Raw genomic sequence first — 19,665 nt, 5'->3', positions numbered from 1 at the left:
CCGGCTTTAGAATCAGTGGGGATCCATCCTACTGATTCTTCTTTTTTAAAATCTTATGGTTATGTTGTCTCCTTTTATCTCATAAGCAAATTTTTTAGTGTATTGTAAATCGGTTAATATATTTTTCAAGCTTTGGCCTTCATATATAGTGCTTAAATTCCAATCCTTGGGAATTTCTCCATGAACTTCAATCTTCACCCCAAACCATCTTTCCAAATCTATTTTAACCTGGTCAAAGGGCGCACTTCTAAAAATAAGTTTCCCTTCTTTCCAAGCTAAAACCTCCGTATGATCAAAAGACCTTTCAAGTATTTCATTGGTGGAATGTACTAAACTAGCCTCCCGTCCAGGCTGCAGGATCAATCGTTCACTGTCATTCGCTATCTGACGAACCTCTACTTTTCCTTCAACCAAGGACACGCTCAATTCATCCTCCTCAGGATAGGCATTAACGTTAAAAGCAGTCCCCAAGGCCACCGTTTCCAATCCTTGGCTTTCTACTACAAAGCACTTTTCTTTATTTTTGGCCACTTCAAAATAGGCCTCCCCTGATAAGAGTACCCGCCTCTCATTACCTGAAAAGCCTTGTATAAATTTAATCTTAGAGGAGCTATTTAAATAAACCACAGATCCATCAGGAAGAAAAAGTTTGGTTTTTTGCCCTGATGGATTTTCTCTGATCACATAATTGGAATGATCAACTGCTGTAGGTTCAGGATCAGAAGACCCCATATAAAAATAAAGACTACCAGACACACTGATCAACAACAAAATTGCAGCAGCATATCGCCATACAGCCTTCCATGGAGATCCATTCCTTTCTGTCTCCTGCATTCCAGCCTCCCAAATCTCATGGATCTTTTCATCAGCATTCACTAAAATGGGCTCTGGGCTTTTGGCTGACCAAACATCTTTCAAGTTTTCCAGCAAGGCCAAGTTTTCCTCACTTTCAGCTGCCCATTGCCTGATGGTTTCCTTATCCGCTTCACTGGCATTGCCAGCAAGCCAGTCTGCTAACAGCTTGTCGATATCATGTTCTTCTGCTCTCACATTATAAAGACAATCCTAAAAATCAAAAGGCGTAATGGAAACAGAATTTTTTTTAAAAAAATATGTATATCCGCAATTGCACCAGTAAATTTTACCATTCAAAACATTCCCTATTAAGAGAATACATATCTCTAAGAAATACTAATTTAAATCTGTGTAGATCCGTGGAATCTCCCGATAAACCGGGACAGGCTGTGAGAAACAAGTTTACTGGTGTTAAAACGGATAATCATAAAAAAAATCAAATCCCATCTACTATCCCTGCTTCAGCCATAAAAATTGCAAGCCAAATCATTTGGGCATTTCTTTGAAGAGGGACAATTCTGGTCGACTGGTCTTTCGAGGAAAGGTAACCGGCAATACCTTTTCTCAATTCTTTCACCGCCAATTCCAGATGTTTTTTCACCGTTTTATCAGAGATATCCAATAACTTAGCCACTTCACTGATTTTCAAGTCCTCATCTTTGACCATTTTAAAAACCAACCTTCTTTTATGGGGCAAGCTCTCCACTATTCCTGTGATGATGGTTCTTAACTCCTTGGTCAACAGTTCATCCAATGGCTGTACATATTCCCCCGTCTTGATATCATCAAAATCAATTATAGAAAAAAGCTGATTCTTTCTTTGGTTCCTTTTGACCTGATTTAGGCACTGGTTTTTTACGGAAAAATAAATATATCCCTCAAAATTCTCTATATCACTTAATGAATCACGCTTCTTTAAAAGTTTTACAAAAACATCTGAGACTACATCCTCTGCCTCCTCAAAATTAGGCAGATAGCAAAGTGCAAAAGAAATCAGTTTAGAATGGTACCTCTTAAAAAGTTCCCCAAAAGATTGCTTGTCAGCATATTCAGATATCTGGTATAAAAGCTCTTTATTGGTAAGGGAACTTAACATAGGTCTTTTGGGTGATCATCAATTTTCCATTTTTTTAATCTTCGTCTTAGAAACTAAAGTCACCAATGGCCAAGTCAAAATAACAATGGAGGAAAGTAAAAGAACAAAATAATTTACAAAGACAAAAATTATAAGTAAAAAGAAATGAATAAATCAAAAAACACCAAACAATAAATCACAACCATAGCATAAACAAAATCACTCATCAATTAGTTGAAATTGTGTTTATGCCTCTAAAAACACCTCTTCAATCTATAGCTACGAAAAATTCACCAGAAATAAGCTAATGAGATTCTCATTATTTTTCCTCAGTCAAACTTTAGATTGGAAAAAATATCTCAAGTTTAAAAATAGTCATTGAATTTAGTTGAATAAATAAGCATAATATAAACTAAAACCACAAAGGCCATTCAAAGAACCTGAAATCCCAAGATCCCAAGGCTTATTGATGAATCAGCCTTTGCGGTTTCTAAATCTAATCTTAGTCTTTTGAAGATGAATCCAATAGTTGTACCGAACTATCATTGATTTCAAAATCATGCATTTGAAGCATTCTGATCACCTCTGCACCTGCAGCGATAACTGGCCCGTAACCATGGGCTGCATAAGGATTGATCGGACGGTGATAATAGAAAGCAGGATCGAATCCCATTCCAGTGCCGACACAAGTTCCCTCCACTTGCCCTTGATCATTGACTTTAGTACTGACTGCATTCCAAGCTAGTAAGGTCATTGGCGCATGGGCTTGATCATCAATCCATCCCTCATTGATTGCTTTGGCAATACAATAGGTATAAATGGCGGTTGCAGAAGTTTCTAAATAAGAATCATTTTGATCCAAAAGCTGATGCCAAAATCCTGAACCAGACTGTAATCTGGCCAATCCACGGATATGCTTTTTCAATAACTCCATGACCATAGGCCTACCCGGATGATCTTCTGGTAAGGCATCCAAAATTTCCACCTTGGTCAAAATAGCCCAGCCATTGGCCCTACCCCAATGGAACTGAGGGTGTACATCCATCCCTTGTACCCAACCATGCATATAGAGGCCTTTTTCTTCATTGAACATCCGCTCAGAAAAAAGCTTTACCTGTCTAATGGCTTCATCAAAATACTTTTGTTCTCCCGTATATTTACCCATCTGAATAATAGCGGGTAAGCTCATATACATATCATCCAGCCATAGCGTGTTTTTTAATGGTCGATTTCTAGCCAAGGTCCCATCTTCCAGCCTGAATTGCTTATTCATGATATAATCCATGAAATTTTCAATCACAGGTCGCACATTGGCATCTACGCCACTTCGATCTGTTTTGATAAAGGCCGCACAAAGCGCACCTGCATCATCCAATGCCCCTGGATAAAGCACGGAATGCAAAGCATGGTCCTTGCCAGGTACTTCTTGGAAATGCGGGTACAGATCAGCAATAAACTTAACCCGTTCCTTGGTGTAATTGGTATAGTCTTCATCACCAGTAACCTCCCCAGCCAAAAGCATGGCAGAATAGGTCACTCCCCATTCATAACTTAACAACCTAAAATCGCCCTGCTTTAAAACCGAATTTTCATCAACTTTTGAAAAATCCGTAATAGGCTGCCCATCCTCAGCGGTTAAGATTTCTACAGGTGTAGTTCCCGCGAGATAATCCCGCACCCTATCAATGACCGTCTTCACCTCTGCTTCCTCAGGAAAACCATAGGGTACTGGATAGTCCGGTTGCAATAAGTGCAAAGGGGTATTGGTGTCTGTGATTTTTTCTTCAGTTGGTGTTACTTCTTTGGGACCTTGGGGAGAGCAGGCCAATACCAAGCTCATCATTCCCAATAACCCAGATTTCAAAAAGGTATTTTGGATTTTCATATAGTCAGCAATAAATTTTTCTTCCTTTAAATTATTGAATTAAAACATAAAATTAGCTTTTCGAAAGAATTTACTGTGCTGTAGTGTAGGGCCCCAGACCAAAAGCCATATACAGCAGTACAGCTATTCTGAATGAGATGCTTAGTTTTATAGGTCCATTATTTATTGTATTTCTGAGAAATAGAGAATTTCCAAAACACCCCGATTATGACGCTGAAAAATACAAAATACAGCCTATTTATTTTCTTTTCCCTCTTTGTATTATTGCCCCTTACGGCCTTTGTTTCAAAGGAAGAAAAATCAACCCTATATATCATTGGGGACAGTACTGTGCGCAACAGCCGTGGAGATGGTGGCCCAGGACAATGGGGCTGGGGAACCTTTATCGATGATTTTTTTGACAGCACCAAACTTGAGGTCAGCAACCAAGCCATGGCCGGAAGGAGTACCCGTACTTTTGTAAAGGAGGGCCGTTGGCAAAGGGTTCTTGATGAACTGAAGCCAGGTGACTTTGTCATGATGCAATTTGGCCATAATGAGGGCAGCAGACCGGACACCACACGTGCAGGCTATCGTGGAGTATTGCGGGGTACTGATGATGAGACCGTAGAGCTTACTTGGCCAGATGGTAGTCCCGAAACCGTTCATACTTATGGATGGTACCTGAAAAAATTCGTGACTGAAGCCAAAGAAAAAGGTGCAACCCCTATTATTTGCTCCATGATCCCTAGAAACAAATTCCATGATGGAGAAGTGGAAAGGGCCAACCAGAGCTATGGTAAATGGGCAAAAGAGGTTGCACGAAAAACAGGGGCCTACTTTGTGGATCTCAATAATATGGTAGCTGATCAATATGACCAATGGGGACCTGAGGTGGTCAAGGCCCTTTTTGAGAGAGACCATACCCATACCAATGAGGCTGGGGCAAGGATCAATGCTTGGTCAGTGGTACAGGGTGTGAAAGAATTGGAGGATTGCAACCTAAAATCCTACCTTAAAAAAGATAAACCAACCCTTTTCCTAATTGGGGACAGCACGGTCAAAAATGGCCAGGGCGATGGTGCCGGAGGCCTTTGGGGTTGGGGAGACTATATGGCAAAATACTTTGACCAGGACCAAATTAAAGTCCAAAACCATGCGCTAGGAGGCACCAGTAGCCGGACTTTCCAAACCTATGGTCTTTGGAAAAAAGTACATGAAAAACTTGAACCTGGGGATTATGTCATCATGCAGTTTGGCCATAATGACAGCAGCCCATTAGATGACAGCCACCGAGCCAGGGGGACCATCAGAAGCGCAGGAACCGAAGCTGAGGAAATTTACAATCCGATTACCAAACAGTATGAAACCGTATTTTCCTATGGGCAATACCTTAAAAAGATCATTACGGAAACCAAAGCTGCAGGAGCTATACCTATTGTATGTTCGCAGATACCAAGAAACAGCTGGAAAGAGGGAAAGATAAACCGCGCCGATAATAGCTATGGACTATGGGCCAAGCAAGCTGCATCAGCCCGGGAAGCCTATTTTATCGATTTAAATAAAATCATCGCCGATGGATATGATGACCTAGGCGAGAAATATGTAAGGGAACATTTCTTTAATGATTCTGATCATACACATACCATCTTGAAAGGAGCAGAATACAATGCCAAAGCCGTCATCAAAGGCATTAAAGGCTTAGAAGAATGTGAATTGAAGGATTATATAAAATAAGTTGGGTTTAATTAGGTTTGAAAGGCCAGGGGTTTCGCCTCTGGCTTTTTTTGTTTCCTTGATCAATAAAGGTTTGATTGTATTTTGTACTTAACTTCCTTAATTCCTTCATGTCTTCATGGTTTTACTATTTTAACCATTAAGGAGTTAAGGTTCATTAAGGGATGGAGTCGATTTTGGAGGAGAAGAAAGCTTCATGGTCTTCACACCTTCATGTCTTCATGGTTTTTAGTTTTTTAAACCATGAAGACATGAAGGGACATTAAGGGATGGAGATGTTTACTGGAGAAAAGAGACCTTCATGTTCTTCATGGTTCTATTATTTTAACTATAAAAGATTAAGAAATTCTTCCTTCAACTCATAAACAAAACCACTTAACTGATTATCATATCAATACACCTCCAAAAAAGGAAACTTTTCAGCGACGGTTGCTAGCCAAGCCTTGGTCATGACCTCATGGCCTGCCACAGTAGGGTGCACTCCATCCCATATCCAATACTCCGGGGGAGCTTTCTCAAAAGCCTTATCGAATGCAGAAGAATAATCGACCAATAAGGCATCAAATTCCTGCGCCAATTTTTGGACTATTTCCTTTCTCCTCAGCACATCCTTTTCATAGGCATCATAAACCGGAATACGGCTGCCAATAGGATACACAAAAGGCAAGCCCATGACTATGATCAAATCTGGATTTTGTATCCTACTTTGTGTCAATATATCACGGTAAGCAGTTTCAAAAACTTCAAACTGGGGGCCTTTTTCAGGATTCCTCACATGCTGTCCAGCATCATTGATCCCCACCAAGACACTCAATAGATCAGGTTTCAAATCCAAAGCATCCTTGGACCAACGTCCCTGCAAATCAGTAACCGTATTTCCTGAAATCCCCCGGTTAAAAAACTCCCAGTTCTTTTCTGGAAAATCAGCCCCTATACGGCTGGCAATTGAAAAAGCATAGCCATGCCCCATAATATGGTTAAGGTCCATATTACGTCCCCTGTTCCCATCGGTAATGCTATCTCCTTGAAACAAAACTCTCATTCCTTTATCTTCAATTAGTTGTTGGACTTTATTTAAAGGTTCCTCAGCTAGAACCGGAATAGCTCCCATCCCCGCTATGGTGGCAGCTGATTTGACAAAATCCCTCCTAGAAAGCAAATTATACATTAACAATTTTTTTGATCAATATAGGAATCAATAAGAAGTAATACGAAAATCGTCATAAAATTTCAATATCATTGAATTGAAATTCACCTAGCTCCCTTGGATTTGTCAGATAACAGCCGTAATTGCAACTATACCATCGCTCTAAGATAACCCCTAAGATCATGACCAATGATAAGCTTCGAAAGCACCTTACCGCTTTACTTCAATGGGAAGATGCCCATATAAACTTTGATACGGCTATTCAATATATTCCTGAAACATCCCGAGGAGTGCTTCCTCCCGGCCATCCCCACTCCCTTTGGCAAATCTTAGAACACTTGAGAATTGCCCAACATGATATCCTTGATTTTTGCATTAATCCCGACTATAAGGAACTGGCTTGGCCTAAAGATTACTGGCCATCTTCCGCAGCTCCAGCATCTTCTGAATCATGGGAGAAAAGTATCCACCAATACCGCTCAGATAGAGAAAAATTGATACAATTAGCGCTTAATCCCAAACTGGACCTAACGGACCATATCCCACATGGCACAGGCCAAACCTATTTGCGCGAGCTTCTTTTAGTGGCAGATCACAATGCCTACCATATTGGCCAAATCGTACTTGTAAGGCGCCTACTCGATATCTGGCCCTAATGGATTCTATCCTTTGGCAAAAAACCTAACCATTATGTAATGGGGCTGATTTTGGCCCAAGAGGCCCTAAGCATTAATGATTAAAAACCCTACAAGACCAGCTAAGAATATCGATCCAAAGCCCCAAAGTATATACTTTCTTAAATCCTTACTCCCTACACTTAGGGAAATTCCTACTTTGACCACCGTATTGCAAAGGGTAGCCAACAAAATAACATTTTGGGCGGTAAGAACAGGAAAAGAATCACCTGCCAACTTTGACACTGAGATAGTAATGGCATCAATATCTGTTAAGGCGGCAATGGCACTGGACACATAGATACCTCTGGTCCCCAATTTACTGTTGGCATAACTTACAAGAAATAAAATGCCCGTATAAAGCAGCCCAAAAAAGAAGGCTTTCTTGAGATTCAATGGTTCTCCCAATGGCAGATCAGTTTTTACCTGTGACCTAGATGAAGGTTGCTTAAAAAAATAATAAGCAAGTCCAAAGCCAACAAAAAACACCAAAGACAAAGGCAAAATCAACTTCCCAAGAATCGCTTGATTAAAGATAATCACCCATACAAAAACCCGTATGACCATAATGGTGGATGCTGCAAGAATCGCCACGGCGCAGTTCTTCGACAGCCCGGCTACTTCTTTGCTCTTCTCAGCAAATACCCAGGCAACTACCGTGCTTGAGACCAACCCTCCGAAAATCCCAGTTAATAAAATCCCCCTCTTGTTCCCCATAAATTTCATCAGCATATAGCCCACAAAACCTATCCCGGATGTAAGGATGATGATCCAGCCCAATTCCCGGGGATTAAAGACATCATAAGGTCCCATGGTCTGATTGGGCAAAAAGGGTAAAACCAGTAAAGATATCACTACAAACTTCACCAGAGCAAATAATTCATTCTGGGTGATCTGTCTGACAAAACTGTGTAATGGCCCCTTTAGGGACAAAATCAATAATGCGATAACCGTAACCGCAAGACTGGCCTCAACAAATCCCAAAAATGTTAGCGCACCCAATGAAAAGGCCATCAACATGGCAAAAGTAGTGGTGCCACCTATATCTCCACCACGTAATTTCACCCAATACGAAAGCACCCCAAAAACCATCACCGAAATCAAGCCCGCTACAATCAACCAACTGGAAAAAAAGAAACTTAGAAATGCAGTAAGAAAGCCAAACTGAACCACAAATACAAAGGTCCGTACTCCAGCAAAAACCTCATCTTTTATGGGGGTAGAAGCATGTTCCCGCTCCAAGCCTATCAACAATCCAATACCCGTAGCCACCAAAAGCCTAATAAAAAAGTCTAACTGCGTAAGCTGAAAACTTTCATTATCGATCATAAATATTTCTTCCATAAGCTAAAGGGCTTTGCAAAAATCAAGGTAGTGATTCCTCCAATTAGCTCACCGCTAAAATAGTATTTTACTAGCGTTTTGCTTTAGGATTTCCTTCTACAATTAATTTAGCAATTTTAGCTCATTTTACCTGTATGACTTTGGCAGTTGGTTCTGATCTTAGATATTTCTACCAGATAAAAACCTGGTTATGAAACACTACTGTTAATTCAACAGCAGCATAAAGCCTAAATGGAATACAGGCCTGTCGGTAAAGAAAATAAAATCGCTACCAGATTGCTCTACATTTCTCTCCACCGGAATAGGTCCTACGCTATTCTTCCCTCCTACGATTTTATTATCGTAATTTTCATATTGTAAAAGGGTTAGATTTCCCTGAACAGCTACACGCTCCACTAAAAAATAATTCAAGCCAAGTTCCAAGCCAGCGTATAGGTTCCTTTCCCTGTATTCCAAACGCTCTATTTCTCCATACTGTGGAGTAACCATATTTTCAATACCACTTTCATTACAGCTTGGGCAAACCAACCTTACATAATCAGTAGTAAAATCCCCTTTTCCCTGTTCAAAAAGTCCAAAAACAGTAGTCTGTAGTTCAATTCTTTCTCCTAATCGAAAGAACTTGCTAATAAATGGCCCTGTGCCCCATAGTAAATTATCTGTTTCAAATTTATAGTCCGCTGTTGCTCCATAATCATAATGGTAAGTGGCCATTTCCTGTACATCTTGGGATCGAATCATCCCCATAATGCCTACAGCCACACGGTCATTCACCATGATCCCACCCCGGTTCATCCATTCCCAATTGGTGTTATGGTAAGGATTTTCCATGACCCTATTCTTCCAAGATCGGGAGATTGGAGAAAATCCGGTGGAAAAGGTCCATTGGGGAGCCTGAGCCAACATATCAAAAGCAAAAAGGCAAACCAGCATAAAAGTGAGTAGTAATTTTTTCATCTTTTAAACAATATATGATTTTACAAAAAACTTACTTCCTAGACGCAGGTCAGCCCCTATGTGTTACATATCCACTAAAATTTGAGGAATTAATTTATAGCATTTACTCCCAACAATGTATTCCAATAGTAGACATCCTTGTCTGCACTAGATTGAAATGCTCCCTCAAAGAGAATGGACTTTAATGAAAAAAACGACCGATTATTTGATCAAATATTTAAACTAACTACCAATCAATTGATATTAAGTTAAATTCCGTATTTTATTAATATGATTATCCATTATTACACCAGTAAACTTGTTTCTCACAGCCTGTCCAGATTTATCGGGAGATTCCACAGATCTACCTGGCGGAAGACAGGTTTATTAAAAATCCCTGAAGAGGACCCATATGAACTATAGAAGATTTGGAAATACGGAGCTCATGGTCAGCGAAATTGGATTCGGCGCTTGGGCGATAGGAGGGACTGCCCAAGTTGGAGGAATTGAGATCGGTTGGGGACCATCAGATGATGAACTGTCCATAAAGGCATTAAATACTGCGAAATCATCCGGCATCAACTTTTTCGATACGGCGGATTTTTACGGTTTAGGCCATTCTGAAACATTAATTGGAAAAACTTTCCCCAATGATCAGCAAATTTTAGTAGCCACTAAAGTTGGTCAGAGAGTTGGGAAAAATGGAAATATCGAAACCAATTATTCCAAAGCCTATATACTGGAAGCCTGCGAAAGAAGCTTGCGAAGGTTGAAAAGAGATTATATCGATTATTATCAGTTTCATGTGGCCAGAGTCCAGGACCTAAAAGCTGGGGAATGCATTGAGGCCATGGAAATCCTAAAAGAACAGGGCAAAATTCGATATTGGGGCAGTTCTCTAATAACTTTTGCACCAGAACCAGAAGCCCAACTACTAATGGGGGAAAACAGAGGACAGGGATTTCAATTGGTATTCAATCTAATCAACCAACTGGCTTTGCCCCTCATCCGTCAAGCAGCCTCAAAGGAATATGGGATCATCGCCCGGATGCCCTTGCAATTTGGATTGTTAAGTGGCAAGATCAAACCTGATAAGGTATTTCCCAAAACCGATCATCGCTCTAACAGGCTATCGCCAGCATTGATCTCAAAAGTATTGGAAATATTAAAACAAAAAGTGGAGCCCCTAGCTGAAAAACACAACACTAGCCTATCCTCCTTTGCATTGAGTTATATTTTATCCTATCCTGAAATAAGCACTGTAATCCCTGGAATCAGAACTCCTGAACAGGTCCTCCTCAATACGCAAGGCTTGGTCAAGCTCAGTTTAGAGGACAGAGACTATTTGGAGCACCTTGCCAATTCAGATTGGAAAGCAGTCCTGGATATAATGCACCAATTAGGCTAGACTTGCAAGGCAAAAGCTTCAAAAAACTCATAGCAACAGTTTAGCCCCCTTTAAAAAAATCATAATCCGAAGTTTTTATATAAATTTTAAACAATCCTATCTTGATGTTTTCAAAGAATATAAAGCGGTAATATCTTCAGTATCATTCACTCTCATACAATACCTTAACCTCCCTCATTCCAGTTTCGGGACAGTCGTAGTAACCTGCTATTCCGCCAATTTTACAGAATTCATTACCCTCACAGTCATAAAAAACATACAGCTCATTCGCGCAATCATTACAACTAGACACCATAAAAATATCCGTTCCATTATATTCAAACACAAACAGCAGCCTCATATCACCTGAAGCTGCTGTTTAAAAAGAGAATGTTTTATAGTAATACCTTTCCTACTCCTTGATGATTTTCTGGACTGTCCTTATTCCTGAAATATTCACATACATGAAATATATCCCAGATGCGTAACTACTGATATCCCAAGTGCTCACAGGGCTGTCAATCAATCTATCAACCTTCTTGACACCATTGACATCATAAATACTTACACTTACCAATTCTGAAACTTGCTTTGGCAAATAGAGTTTGATCAAACCGCTACTAGGATTTGGAAAGACCTTAACCTGTACTTCTCCTTCACCATTGACCCTATTTATAGCTTTTGGCAAACTCCTTAGATCAGCCGATCCAATTGGATTAACTTCAGGCTCATTTCCATAGATCAATTTCCCGTAGTAATAAACCGTTATGTTTTCTTGCAAAGTCCAATCACTATTATCCATAAATGAATAATCGTTTTCCTGCTCAAAGCCAGACCTGTCAGACTTGGTTATCCTAAGTGCTATTTCACCCGTTTTGCTCAAAGGAGAGAGAGCCCCCAAAACTGGAGCTAATTTCACTTCCAAATAGTGGTCCGTACTTAGTGAATCTTCCAATACATCCATAAAGACTCCTTGTACATTTTCTTTGCCCAGCACAGCATAATCTGTGGTCATGTTCAAATCACCTCCTCCATCTTTAGTAAACCAATACCTAAAACTCAACCCTTCATAATCTAAAGGCGTATTTCCTTCATTTACTAAATTGAAGACCTTTTTAATGGTATTGTCCTTTGAAGCCTGGTGTTTCAAATAGACTTTGGCCACCCTTTCTTCTGGTACCAATTGAGGTTCATTACCCCAAATCAAAATTCCTTGATAGTACAAGGTAATGGATGGGTTAAGGGTAAAGTCAGAAGATTCCAGCATGGAATAATCATTCGTTTCATCAAAGTCAGACCAATCCTCATTATGGATTCCCGATTTGATTTCTCCGGAATCATTGCCCTGAGCGAGATGGCTATTTTCTCCAAATGAATATTCTACATACCCTAAAGCCTTTTCCCTTGGCTCAGCTAGCCCTGTATAACTCATGGTCACCTGGTCTGCCCCCAATGCAGCATAATCTAACCTTGTTTGAATATGCCGGATATTTTCCGGGGTAAACCAGTACCTTGTAGTAATATTCTTTAAATCTACCCCCATGGTATCCTTATTGACCAATTTGAAATTTGGCTGAAGCTGATCATCACTCAGCTGATTAAGATCTTCATTTTTGTAAACTACCTCCAGTTTTGGAAAAGCATAATACAAAGCCGCTATTTCCGATGCATCCAGTGCATAATTATACAGGCGCACATCATCCATTTTGTCCCTGAAAGGTTTGTTTTCGTCAGAATTACCCAAACTTACAGGACTGGATTTCCCGATCCTACCTGTACCAGAATTGGTTTCAGCAGTCATTTGTCCATTGATATAAAATCGGATTTTTCTTGACTCGCTATCCCTAATGGCAACCAAGTGCACCCATTCACCCGTAAATATCTGATGCGAAGAACCATTACTAACGGTAGTACTTACAGACGTTTTGGTCCTATCATCATCGATGGCGAAGGTCAGTCGATCATCTCTCAATTGGATACCAAACCAATTATCTGCAAAACTTCCTTTATGAATCAAATAACAATCTTTTCCTTCCCCATATTGATAGGTATCTTCAGGAATTTTCACCCACATGGAAATGGAAAACGAAGTCTGATCAAAGGTTAAATGATTGGCATGTGGAATATCAATGGATGCGGTGCTATTGGGGCCTTCAAAAGCAAATGCCTGCCCAAATTTCCCCATAACTCTATCTGTGCTAGCAAAACCTTGGGCCATTCCATCCTGTTCATAACTACTATGATCTTCTACCATTGCCCCTGTTTGCTCATCCATCTTCCAGTAGCCTACCAAACCTGCAGGAGCAGCGGCCTCAAACGTCCAAATATCCCCGATAGTGGTACCATTTGGTCCTAAGGCATCCACTCGCCAATAATAGGTCTTTTTTCCTTCCAGATCTTTCAAACTATAACTTGGGTTTTCTACATCAGTACTTCCTACCAAATCTAAATTGTTTTTTTCCTCACCAAGGTAAATTTGGTAAGAAGTCGTGTTCACTCCTCCTTTCCAGCTAACTGGGACTTCTTTGCCAAATCCTTCCAAAACAGCTCCCTCAGCCAATGATGGAGCAAAAGCTTTCATCGGTGTCGAAAGGGTATGGTATAATTCCAACACTTCCTGATCAGTCAGCCGCTTATTGAAAAGCTTTACTTCATCAATATAGCCTTTAAAAGGTGTCCCAAAACCATTGGAATTTCCCAAAACAATCGGTTCCAACTGGCCAATGCTCTTCTCAGTGCGGTCATTGGTTTCCTTTATTTTGACCCCATTAAAATAAATCCTCAGGACATCATCCTCCCGGTCCCTGATGGCCACTAAGTGCACCCATTCCCCAGAAAAAATAGGGGAGGCACTAGTGGAAAGTTCTGTTTTGGTATCATTATCATCCACAGCAAAACGAAGGTTTCCGTCTTTGATTTCCAATCCATACCATTGTCCAGTTCCTCCAGTGTTCTCATCCGCTTTGAAGGTCCCTTTGTGTATCAAATAGGATTGTGAAGTCGGAGCAGAGGATTTTAGCCACATGGAAATGGCAAATGAATGTTCATCAAAATACAGTTGATCTGCATGGGGGATAAAAACATGAGAAGGATTTTCTGCATTGGTGAAGTCCAGGGCATTATTTACCTTTCCTTCTGCCCAAGAAAAATCATTAAGTTCATTGACTTCTCCATCATTAACAAACCGGCTACTATCTGCCACCAAAGTTCCCTCCTCATGATCCATCAACCAAGCTCCTACCAAACCTCTTGAGATAAAGGGGCGGGTGATAAAGGACCATACGGATCCTTCTGTAACCCCAAGTTCATTGCCCGCATCCACTTTCCAATAATAGGTATGACTTGACATCAAGTCTGTCAGTTGATATTCACTGGTAGTTAATGAATCTGTCAACTGCAAATCCTCGGGATCATTGCCAATATAAAGCAAATAAAAATCGGTGTTTTCACTTCCCGCCCAACTTAAATCCAAAAAGGTAGTATCCGCAAAACTGAAACCATCATCAGGATAGAGCAAGCTCGCTTCAGAAGGAGCTGTTGGAATCGGCGTAGTTTTGACGTTCAAAGTATTTGAAGGCACAGCCTCTAGTGCACTACTGTATGGGGTTAATCTAAATCGATAATTCGTATTAGGCTCAAGGTCCTCAACCAATATTTCAGTAATGCTTCCTGATAGGCTATCCAACACGCTAAATTCTCCATTGCCAGTTGCGCTTTCCAATACAATACCTTCATATCGGTTATCATTATTTACCCAATCCAACTTAATATTATAAGGACTGACTTCACCATAAGACAATGTAGAGATAGGTCTTAAAAAATCTTCGGGTGTTTGTTCAAGAATTCCATTGATATAATGTTCAATATAGGCATAGCCATCAGGAGCTATCTGCATGGCATCGGCAGCATCATTAGGATTCAGCCCATTGGCCGTTTCCCACTCATCAGGAATCCCATCCCGGTCCGCATCTGCTTTTGATGGAGCTCCAAAAACTTGCCCTGGACCTCCTGTTGGCAGCTCCCTTTCATTGGAAATCAGCTTTCCCTTTAAGCCAAGGCTGCTTAGCTCAGTCATCAGGAATTTATCGACTTGATCCCTTCGCGGATAGTTGGCCCCAGCTTCCTCTAAAACAAAAGCATAACTCTCCTGAGCAGTCATAACCTGTTCTGGGAAAGCATAATCATAAGGAGTTTCAGCAAAGGTTGTGATCCCTTCATAAGCAGATAGCTCTACCAATTCTCCGTCCAAAACACCGTTTAAATTTCCATCATGATAATTTCCCTCCACATAGGGGATAAAGGATTCTGTCCCTCTGGAAAAGGGTCGGATGCTTGTACTTGGGCCATCGATATAATAATTATGGATGATATTTGCTCGGGAATCAGCCGTAGATCCCCCCATAATATATCCACCTCCACGGCCCCAATTATAGACCACATTATTCACGAACTGGTTCCGGTTTTTAACTTTGGGATTACGTGTATTATTGTCAATATACAAGTTCCTAAAGAGGCTGATCACCCCTGACGGTTCCAATAATCCACCACAGGAATGGGTTTCCAGTCCTTGGGAGATTATGCTGTTTTGGATGGTGATGCTGTCAGCATGTCCAGTAATGGAAAAAGTCTCATCCCTTCCCCAGCTAGCAGAAACATGGTCAAAGATAAGGTGCTTGGCATCATCTGTCATGGTCATGGCATCTGCTCCACTGGTACCATAGCGTCCCATCCTTACCCGCAGATAACGTACAATGGAGTTACTGGCCTGGGTGAAGGTGATACCATCACCATAGATGACCACTCCATCTCCTGGTGCTGTCTGTCCCGCAATAGTGACATTATGAGCTACGACTATTCTCGAATTCGTCTGGATGATCCCTCCCACTTCAAACACTATGATTCTGTTGGGCTCACTTACAGCGTCACGAAAGGATCCTGGACCGAAGTCATTAAGATTTGTTACAATGTACACTTCACCATTTCTCCCTCCTTCTGCAAATCTCCCTGAGCCTTCCGCACCGGGAAAGGCCAAGGTTTGGGCTAAATTTTGGTGAATGATTAATCCTGTCAATAGGATAGCCAGAAAGCAGGTAATGCCTACTTTCCTAAATGGATAAGTAAAAGTAAAATTCATGTTAGTACTTGGTTATTTTGGTTAAAACTTTACTAACACTTGAGGTTTGCAAAAATAAATTATTGTATCAGACAATTTTAAAAATATTATTACAGGAACTGTTCTGACCTATACTGTTTTACCTCACAAATAAGTAATGAACGCTGCAACAAAAACTGGAAAAAACTGGGACATATTCTTCACTCCTTCATGCCTTTTTATTTTTAAACCATTAAGATTGGGGTTTATTAGGTAAAACCGCTTAATGATCTTAATCCCTTAATGTTTTTTAGTTATTATCCACTAAGAAGTTAAGGTTCATAAAGGAATGGAGTTATTTTTTGAGGAAGAAGGCTTCATGTCCTTAATCCCTTCATGTTTTAATGTTGTTTTAGTTCTTTAACCATTAAGAAATTAAGGGGCATTAAGGGTGGGTATTGTTTTTTGTGGAGAAGAAAGCTTCATGCTCTTCACAAGTTCCATTCTTTAGGTTTCAATCATGAAATAGAGAAGGGAAATTAAGAGTGCTTTTCACCTAATTAAGCAAGCCTCTTCATTTCCCTTACCCTCTTTATTTTATTCCCCATATTTAGCCATTAAGAACGACCAAAAATTTATTGTTCTTCTCCCTCAAATTTCACTTCCTCTCCATTGATCACTACATTTTCAAATTTAACATCCTTTAGGTGATTGACATTGAATACCTGCTCCACGCTATCAATACGGCAATTGATCATTTGAAAGTTAGTTACGGGAGAACTCTCATAAGCATTGGCCAAAACGGCATATTTACCTCCATTTTTGACTTGAAGGTTTTCTACAATGACATTTCGAATGGTCGGAATATGATCACCTGCCTCTTCATAAAACATATTAAAACGGACGGCAGCCTCTTTATAAGTACCTACCACCACATCTCTCATATATACGTTCTCCACTATTCCTCCGCGCTTGGAGCTAGTTTTAATTCGAAGTACACGGTCAAGATTTGGGCTGTCCATACTTAAATTCTGAGCAAAAATATTCCGTGCACCACCGGAAATCTCACTGCCGATCACTACTCCTCCATGACCTTCTTTCATCTCACAACCCTCAATGATGATATTTTCTGAAGGAATACCAGGAATTCTCCCATCTTCATTTCTTCCGGATTTAATTGCAATACAGTCATCTCCCGTGTCAAAATAACAATCCTTGATCAAGACATTCTTACTTGCCTCTGGGTCACAACCATCATTATTGGGACCCAGGGTTTCTATGCGGACCCGCTCTACGGTAACATTCTCGCAAAGCACAGGATGCAAGTTCCACATGGGAGAATTGATCAATTTCACATCTTGGATCAGGACATTTTTACACTCAAATGGTTGCACAAACTGCGGACGCAAAAAGTGTCCTTCTCCAAATACCCTTTCCTCCAGTGGCACTTGGTCATGCACCATTTCATGTAAAAGTTTCCTAGCTGGATTTTGCCGTCCCATACCTTCTTTCCAGCCATAATGTTTGGCACCGCACCATGGCCACCAATTTTCCATATCAGAATTTCCATCCAAAGTGCCTTTACCGGTAATCGCTATATTTTCCTGTTGGTAGGCATAGATAAATGGCGAATAATTCATCAGGTCCATGCCCTCCCAACGACTGCGCACCACCGGTAGATAGTCTTTGGGATTACGGCTAAACCTCAGCACAGCACCTTCCGAAATATGAAGATTGACATTGCTCTTCAAATGTACCGCCCCCGTAAGAAATACCCCTTCCGGTACAATCACACGTCCACCACCTGCTTCATTACAGGCTGCAATCGCCTGGGCAATAGCTGCAGTGTTGAGCTGTTCTCCCCCTGCTTGAGCTCCAAAGTCTGTAATCAGAAAATCCTGCTCCTGAAATTCAGGTGCCTTGATCAAAGCACGAATGGAATCCAGTTGGGACCAAGGACCTTGGTCAACCTGTTCAACTTCCTTTTGCCCACAGCCTACCAATAAGCTGATCGCCAATCCTAAAATATAGTATTTACTGTTTATCTTCATCATTATTAATTTTGCAACCTTCCAATTTTACAATTCCACAACCCTTCAATTCTCCACCAACTACCTTCCCAACTCCATAGCTGCCAAGATAAATGGCCCAACACCTTTGGGATCATTGGTTCTGATCTTTTCATTAACATAATATTCATAAGAGCCATCTCGATATGGTTTGCCTCCCAAGCCTGCTACTGCACATACTTGCGTCAGGTTGAGTTCACCATCTTCTTTCACCTCTATTAACTCACTGATTATACCCTCAAAACCTTTTTCAGCAGTCGCCCAATAAGCCTTGTCCAAATGCCCCTTATTCACGCCCTTGGCCAGTGCATAAACAAACATGCTAGATACGGATGCTTCCAGATAATTCCCTTCACGAGCACCTTGGTCGACCACCTGGTACCACAACCCACTATCATTATCTTGATAGCGACTTACGGCTGATGCAAGTCTTTGTAAGATTCCTTTCAGCACCACGTTTCCATAATGTTCTTCAGGCAAAAAATCTAAGGCATCTACCACTGCCATGGCATACCAACCCATGGCCCTGCCCCATACATTTGGTGATCTACCAGTTTCAGGATCCGCCCAAGCTTGGAACCTGCTTTCATCCCAGCCATGATAAAGCAAACCTGTTTTGGCATCCCTTAGGTGCTTTTCCATCAATTCCAACTGCAACACGGCTTCATCGAAATCTTTTGGCTGATTAAACTCCTTGGCATATTGCATCAAAAATGGCGTACCCATATAAGCACCGTCCAACCACATTTGGTTGGTATAGCGCAATTTGTGCCAAAATCCACCTTCACTGGTTTTAGGCTGATATTTCAGCTGACCTCTGAGGATTGCTATGGCCTTCTTATAGCGCTCATCTCCAGTTTTGGTATACAGGTTGAACAGCAACTTACCTGAATTGATCATGTCAATATTATAGGTTTCATACTTGTAAGTCTTGATCTGTCCATCCTCCTCGATCAGCTTATCTGCATAAGCTTGGATATAATTATAATAGGTATTGTTATCCGTTTTCTTCCACAATTCTTCAAAAGCATGTAACATCAAGCCCTGAGGATAACTCCATACCGCCCGATCCATAAAATCTACCTGCCAAGCTTCAGGATTCCGCTTCATCACAGAAAGGGCCATCCGCTCTGACCAATCCAGGCCTTTATCAATCTGCCCGGATTGTCCAAAAGTTGATTGGCTAAAAAAAATGGCCATTATCAGTAATAAACTTAATTTCTTCATATTTTAAAGGTTTCAATATTGAATTATTTCAAGGTCAATAAGAGGCTGTCTCAAAATATGTCATTTCGACGTTAGGAGAAATCTCTAGACTTGTTTGTTACTGGAAATCAACTCTATGAGATTCTTCCTTTCGTCAGAATGACACAAAAACCTCGACTTATGAGACAGCCTCAATTTTAATCGTCATGTGGCGTAGTTCTTCCGACGGAAAGTCTGATGAGTCAACTCTTCGATCCTTCGCCCCCTTTGCCAAACTCA

Annotated in this window: 13 protein-coding genes; 3 read left to right on the top strand and 10 right to left on the bottom strand. The window is 40.7% G+C overall.

Annotated features, from left to right (window positions below):
* Positions 1-45 precede the first annotated feature (45 nt).
* The 3 genes from H7U17_RS07235 to H7U17_RS07225 form a co-directional block, all read right to left on the bottom strand.
* A complete protein-coding gene (locus H7U17_RS07235) occupies positions 46-1,050 on the bottom strand; it encodes a FecR family protein (protein ID WP_186755989.1) in 1,005 nt (334 codons plus the stop codon).
* A 241-nt stretch (positions 1,051-1,291) separates the two neighbouring features.
* Entirely contained in the window at positions 1,292-1,951 is a 660-nt protein-coding gene (locus H7U17_RS07230; protein ID WP_186755988.1) for an RNA polymerase sigma-70 factor, read from the bottom strand.
* A 481-nt stretch (positions 1,952-2,432) separates the two neighbouring features.
* Entirely contained in the window at positions 2,433-3,773 is a 1,341-nt protein-coding gene (locus H7U17_RS07225; RefSeq protein ID WP_394353718.1) for a glycoside hydrolase family 88/105 protein, read from the bottom strand.
* A 249-nt stretch (positions 3,774-4,022) separates the two neighbouring features.
* On the opposite strand from H7U17_RS07225, the gene H7U17_RS07220 reads away from it, so the two are divergent.
* Positions 4,023-5,531 (top strand): rhamnogalacturonan acetylesterase, encoded by a 1,509-nt coding sequence (locus tag H7U17_RS07220; protein WP_186755986.1) that lies wholly within the window; start codon positions 4,023-4,025, stop codon positions 5,529-5,531.
* A 391-nt stretch (positions 5,532-5,922) separates the two neighbouring features.
* Here H7U17_RS07220 and H7U17_RS07215 read toward each other — a convergent pair whose 3' ends face one another.
* On the bottom strand, positions 5,923-6,699 hold the full coding sequence (locus tag H7U17_RS07215; RefSeq protein ID WP_186755985.1) for an SGNH/GDSL hydrolase family protein: 777 nt from the start codon (positions 6,697-6,699) through the stop codon (positions 5,923-5,925).
* 161 nt (positions 6,700-6,860) lie between these two features.
* Between H7U17_RS07215 and H7U17_RS07210 the strand changes: the two genes are divergently transcribed.
* On the top strand, positions 6,861-7,334 hold the full coding sequence (locus tag H7U17_RS07210; RefSeq protein WP_186755984.1) for a DinB family protein: 474 nt from the start codon (positions 6,861-6,863) through the stop codon (positions 7,332-7,334).
* 66 nt (positions 7,335-7,400) lie between these two features.
* On the opposite strand, the gene H7U17_RS07205 is transcribed toward H7U17_RS07210, so the two are convergent.
* Entirely contained in the window at positions 7,401-8,696 is a 1,296-nt protein-coding gene (locus tag H7U17_RS07205) for an MgtC/SapB family protein (RefSeq protein WP_186755983.1), read from the bottom strand.
* Positions 8,697-8,900: 204 nt separating this feature from the next.
* Positions 8,901-9,653: a hypothetical protein gene (locus tag H7U17_RS07200; protein WP_186755982.1), complete on the bottom strand. Its 753-nt coding sequence runs from the start codon at positions 9,651-9,653 to the stop codon at positions 8,901-8,903.
* A gap of 391 nt (positions 9,654-10,044) precedes the next feature.
* Between H7U17_RS07200 and H7U17_RS07195 the strand changes: the two genes are divergently transcribed.
* Complete coding sequence (locus H7U17_RS07195; RefSeq protein WP_186755981.1) at positions 10,045-11,040, top strand: aldo/keto reductase; 996 nt, start codon at positions 10,045-10,047, stop codon at positions 11,038-11,040.
* Between the two features lie 142 nt (positions 11,041-11,182).
* Here H7U17_RS07195 and H7U17_RS20805 read toward each other — a convergent pair whose 3' ends face one another.
* The 4 genes from H7U17_RS20805 to H7U17_RS07180 all read right to left on the bottom strand — a co-directional run bounded on the left by H7U17_RS20805 (position 11,183) and on the right by H7U17_RS07180 (position 19,407).
* Positions 11,183-11,380: a DUF6970 domain-containing protein gene (locus H7U17_RS20805; protein ID WP_394353715.1), complete on the bottom strand. Its 198-nt coding sequence runs from the start codon at positions 11,378-11,380 to the stop codon at positions 11,183-11,185.
* Positions 11,381-11,431: 51 nt separating this feature from the next.
* Positions 11,432-16,153 (bottom strand): LamG-like jellyroll fold domain-containing protein, encoded by a 4,722-nt coding sequence (locus H7U17_RS07190; protein WP_186755980.1) that lies wholly within the window; start codon positions 16,151-16,153, stop codon positions 11,432-11,434.
* Positions 16,154-16,746: 593 nt separating this feature from the next.
* On the bottom strand, positions 16,747-18,165 hold the full coding sequence (locus H7U17_RS07185; protein ID WP_230981309.1) for a glycoside hydrolase family 28 protein: 1,419 nt from the start codon (positions 18,163-18,165) through the stop codon (positions 16,747-16,749).
* A 57-nt stretch (positions 18,166-18,222) separates the two neighbouring features.
* Positions 18,223-19,407: a glycoside hydrolase family 88/105 protein gene (locus H7U17_RS07180; RefSeq protein ID WP_186755979.1), complete on the bottom strand. Its 1,185-nt coding sequence runs from the start codon at positions 19,405-19,407 to the stop codon at positions 18,223-18,225.
* Between the last annotated feature and the right edge of the window lie 258 nt (positions 19,408-19,665).

The organism is Echinicola salinicaeni (assembly GCF_014280965.1).
GTDB classification, from domain to species: domain Bacteria; phylum Bacteroidota; class Bacteroidia; order Cytophagales; family Cyclobacteriaceae; genus Echinicola; species Echinicola salinicaeni.
The sequence above is the reverse complement of the archived record's forward strand: the minus strand, read 5'-3'. Positions and strand labels throughout refer to the sequence as shown.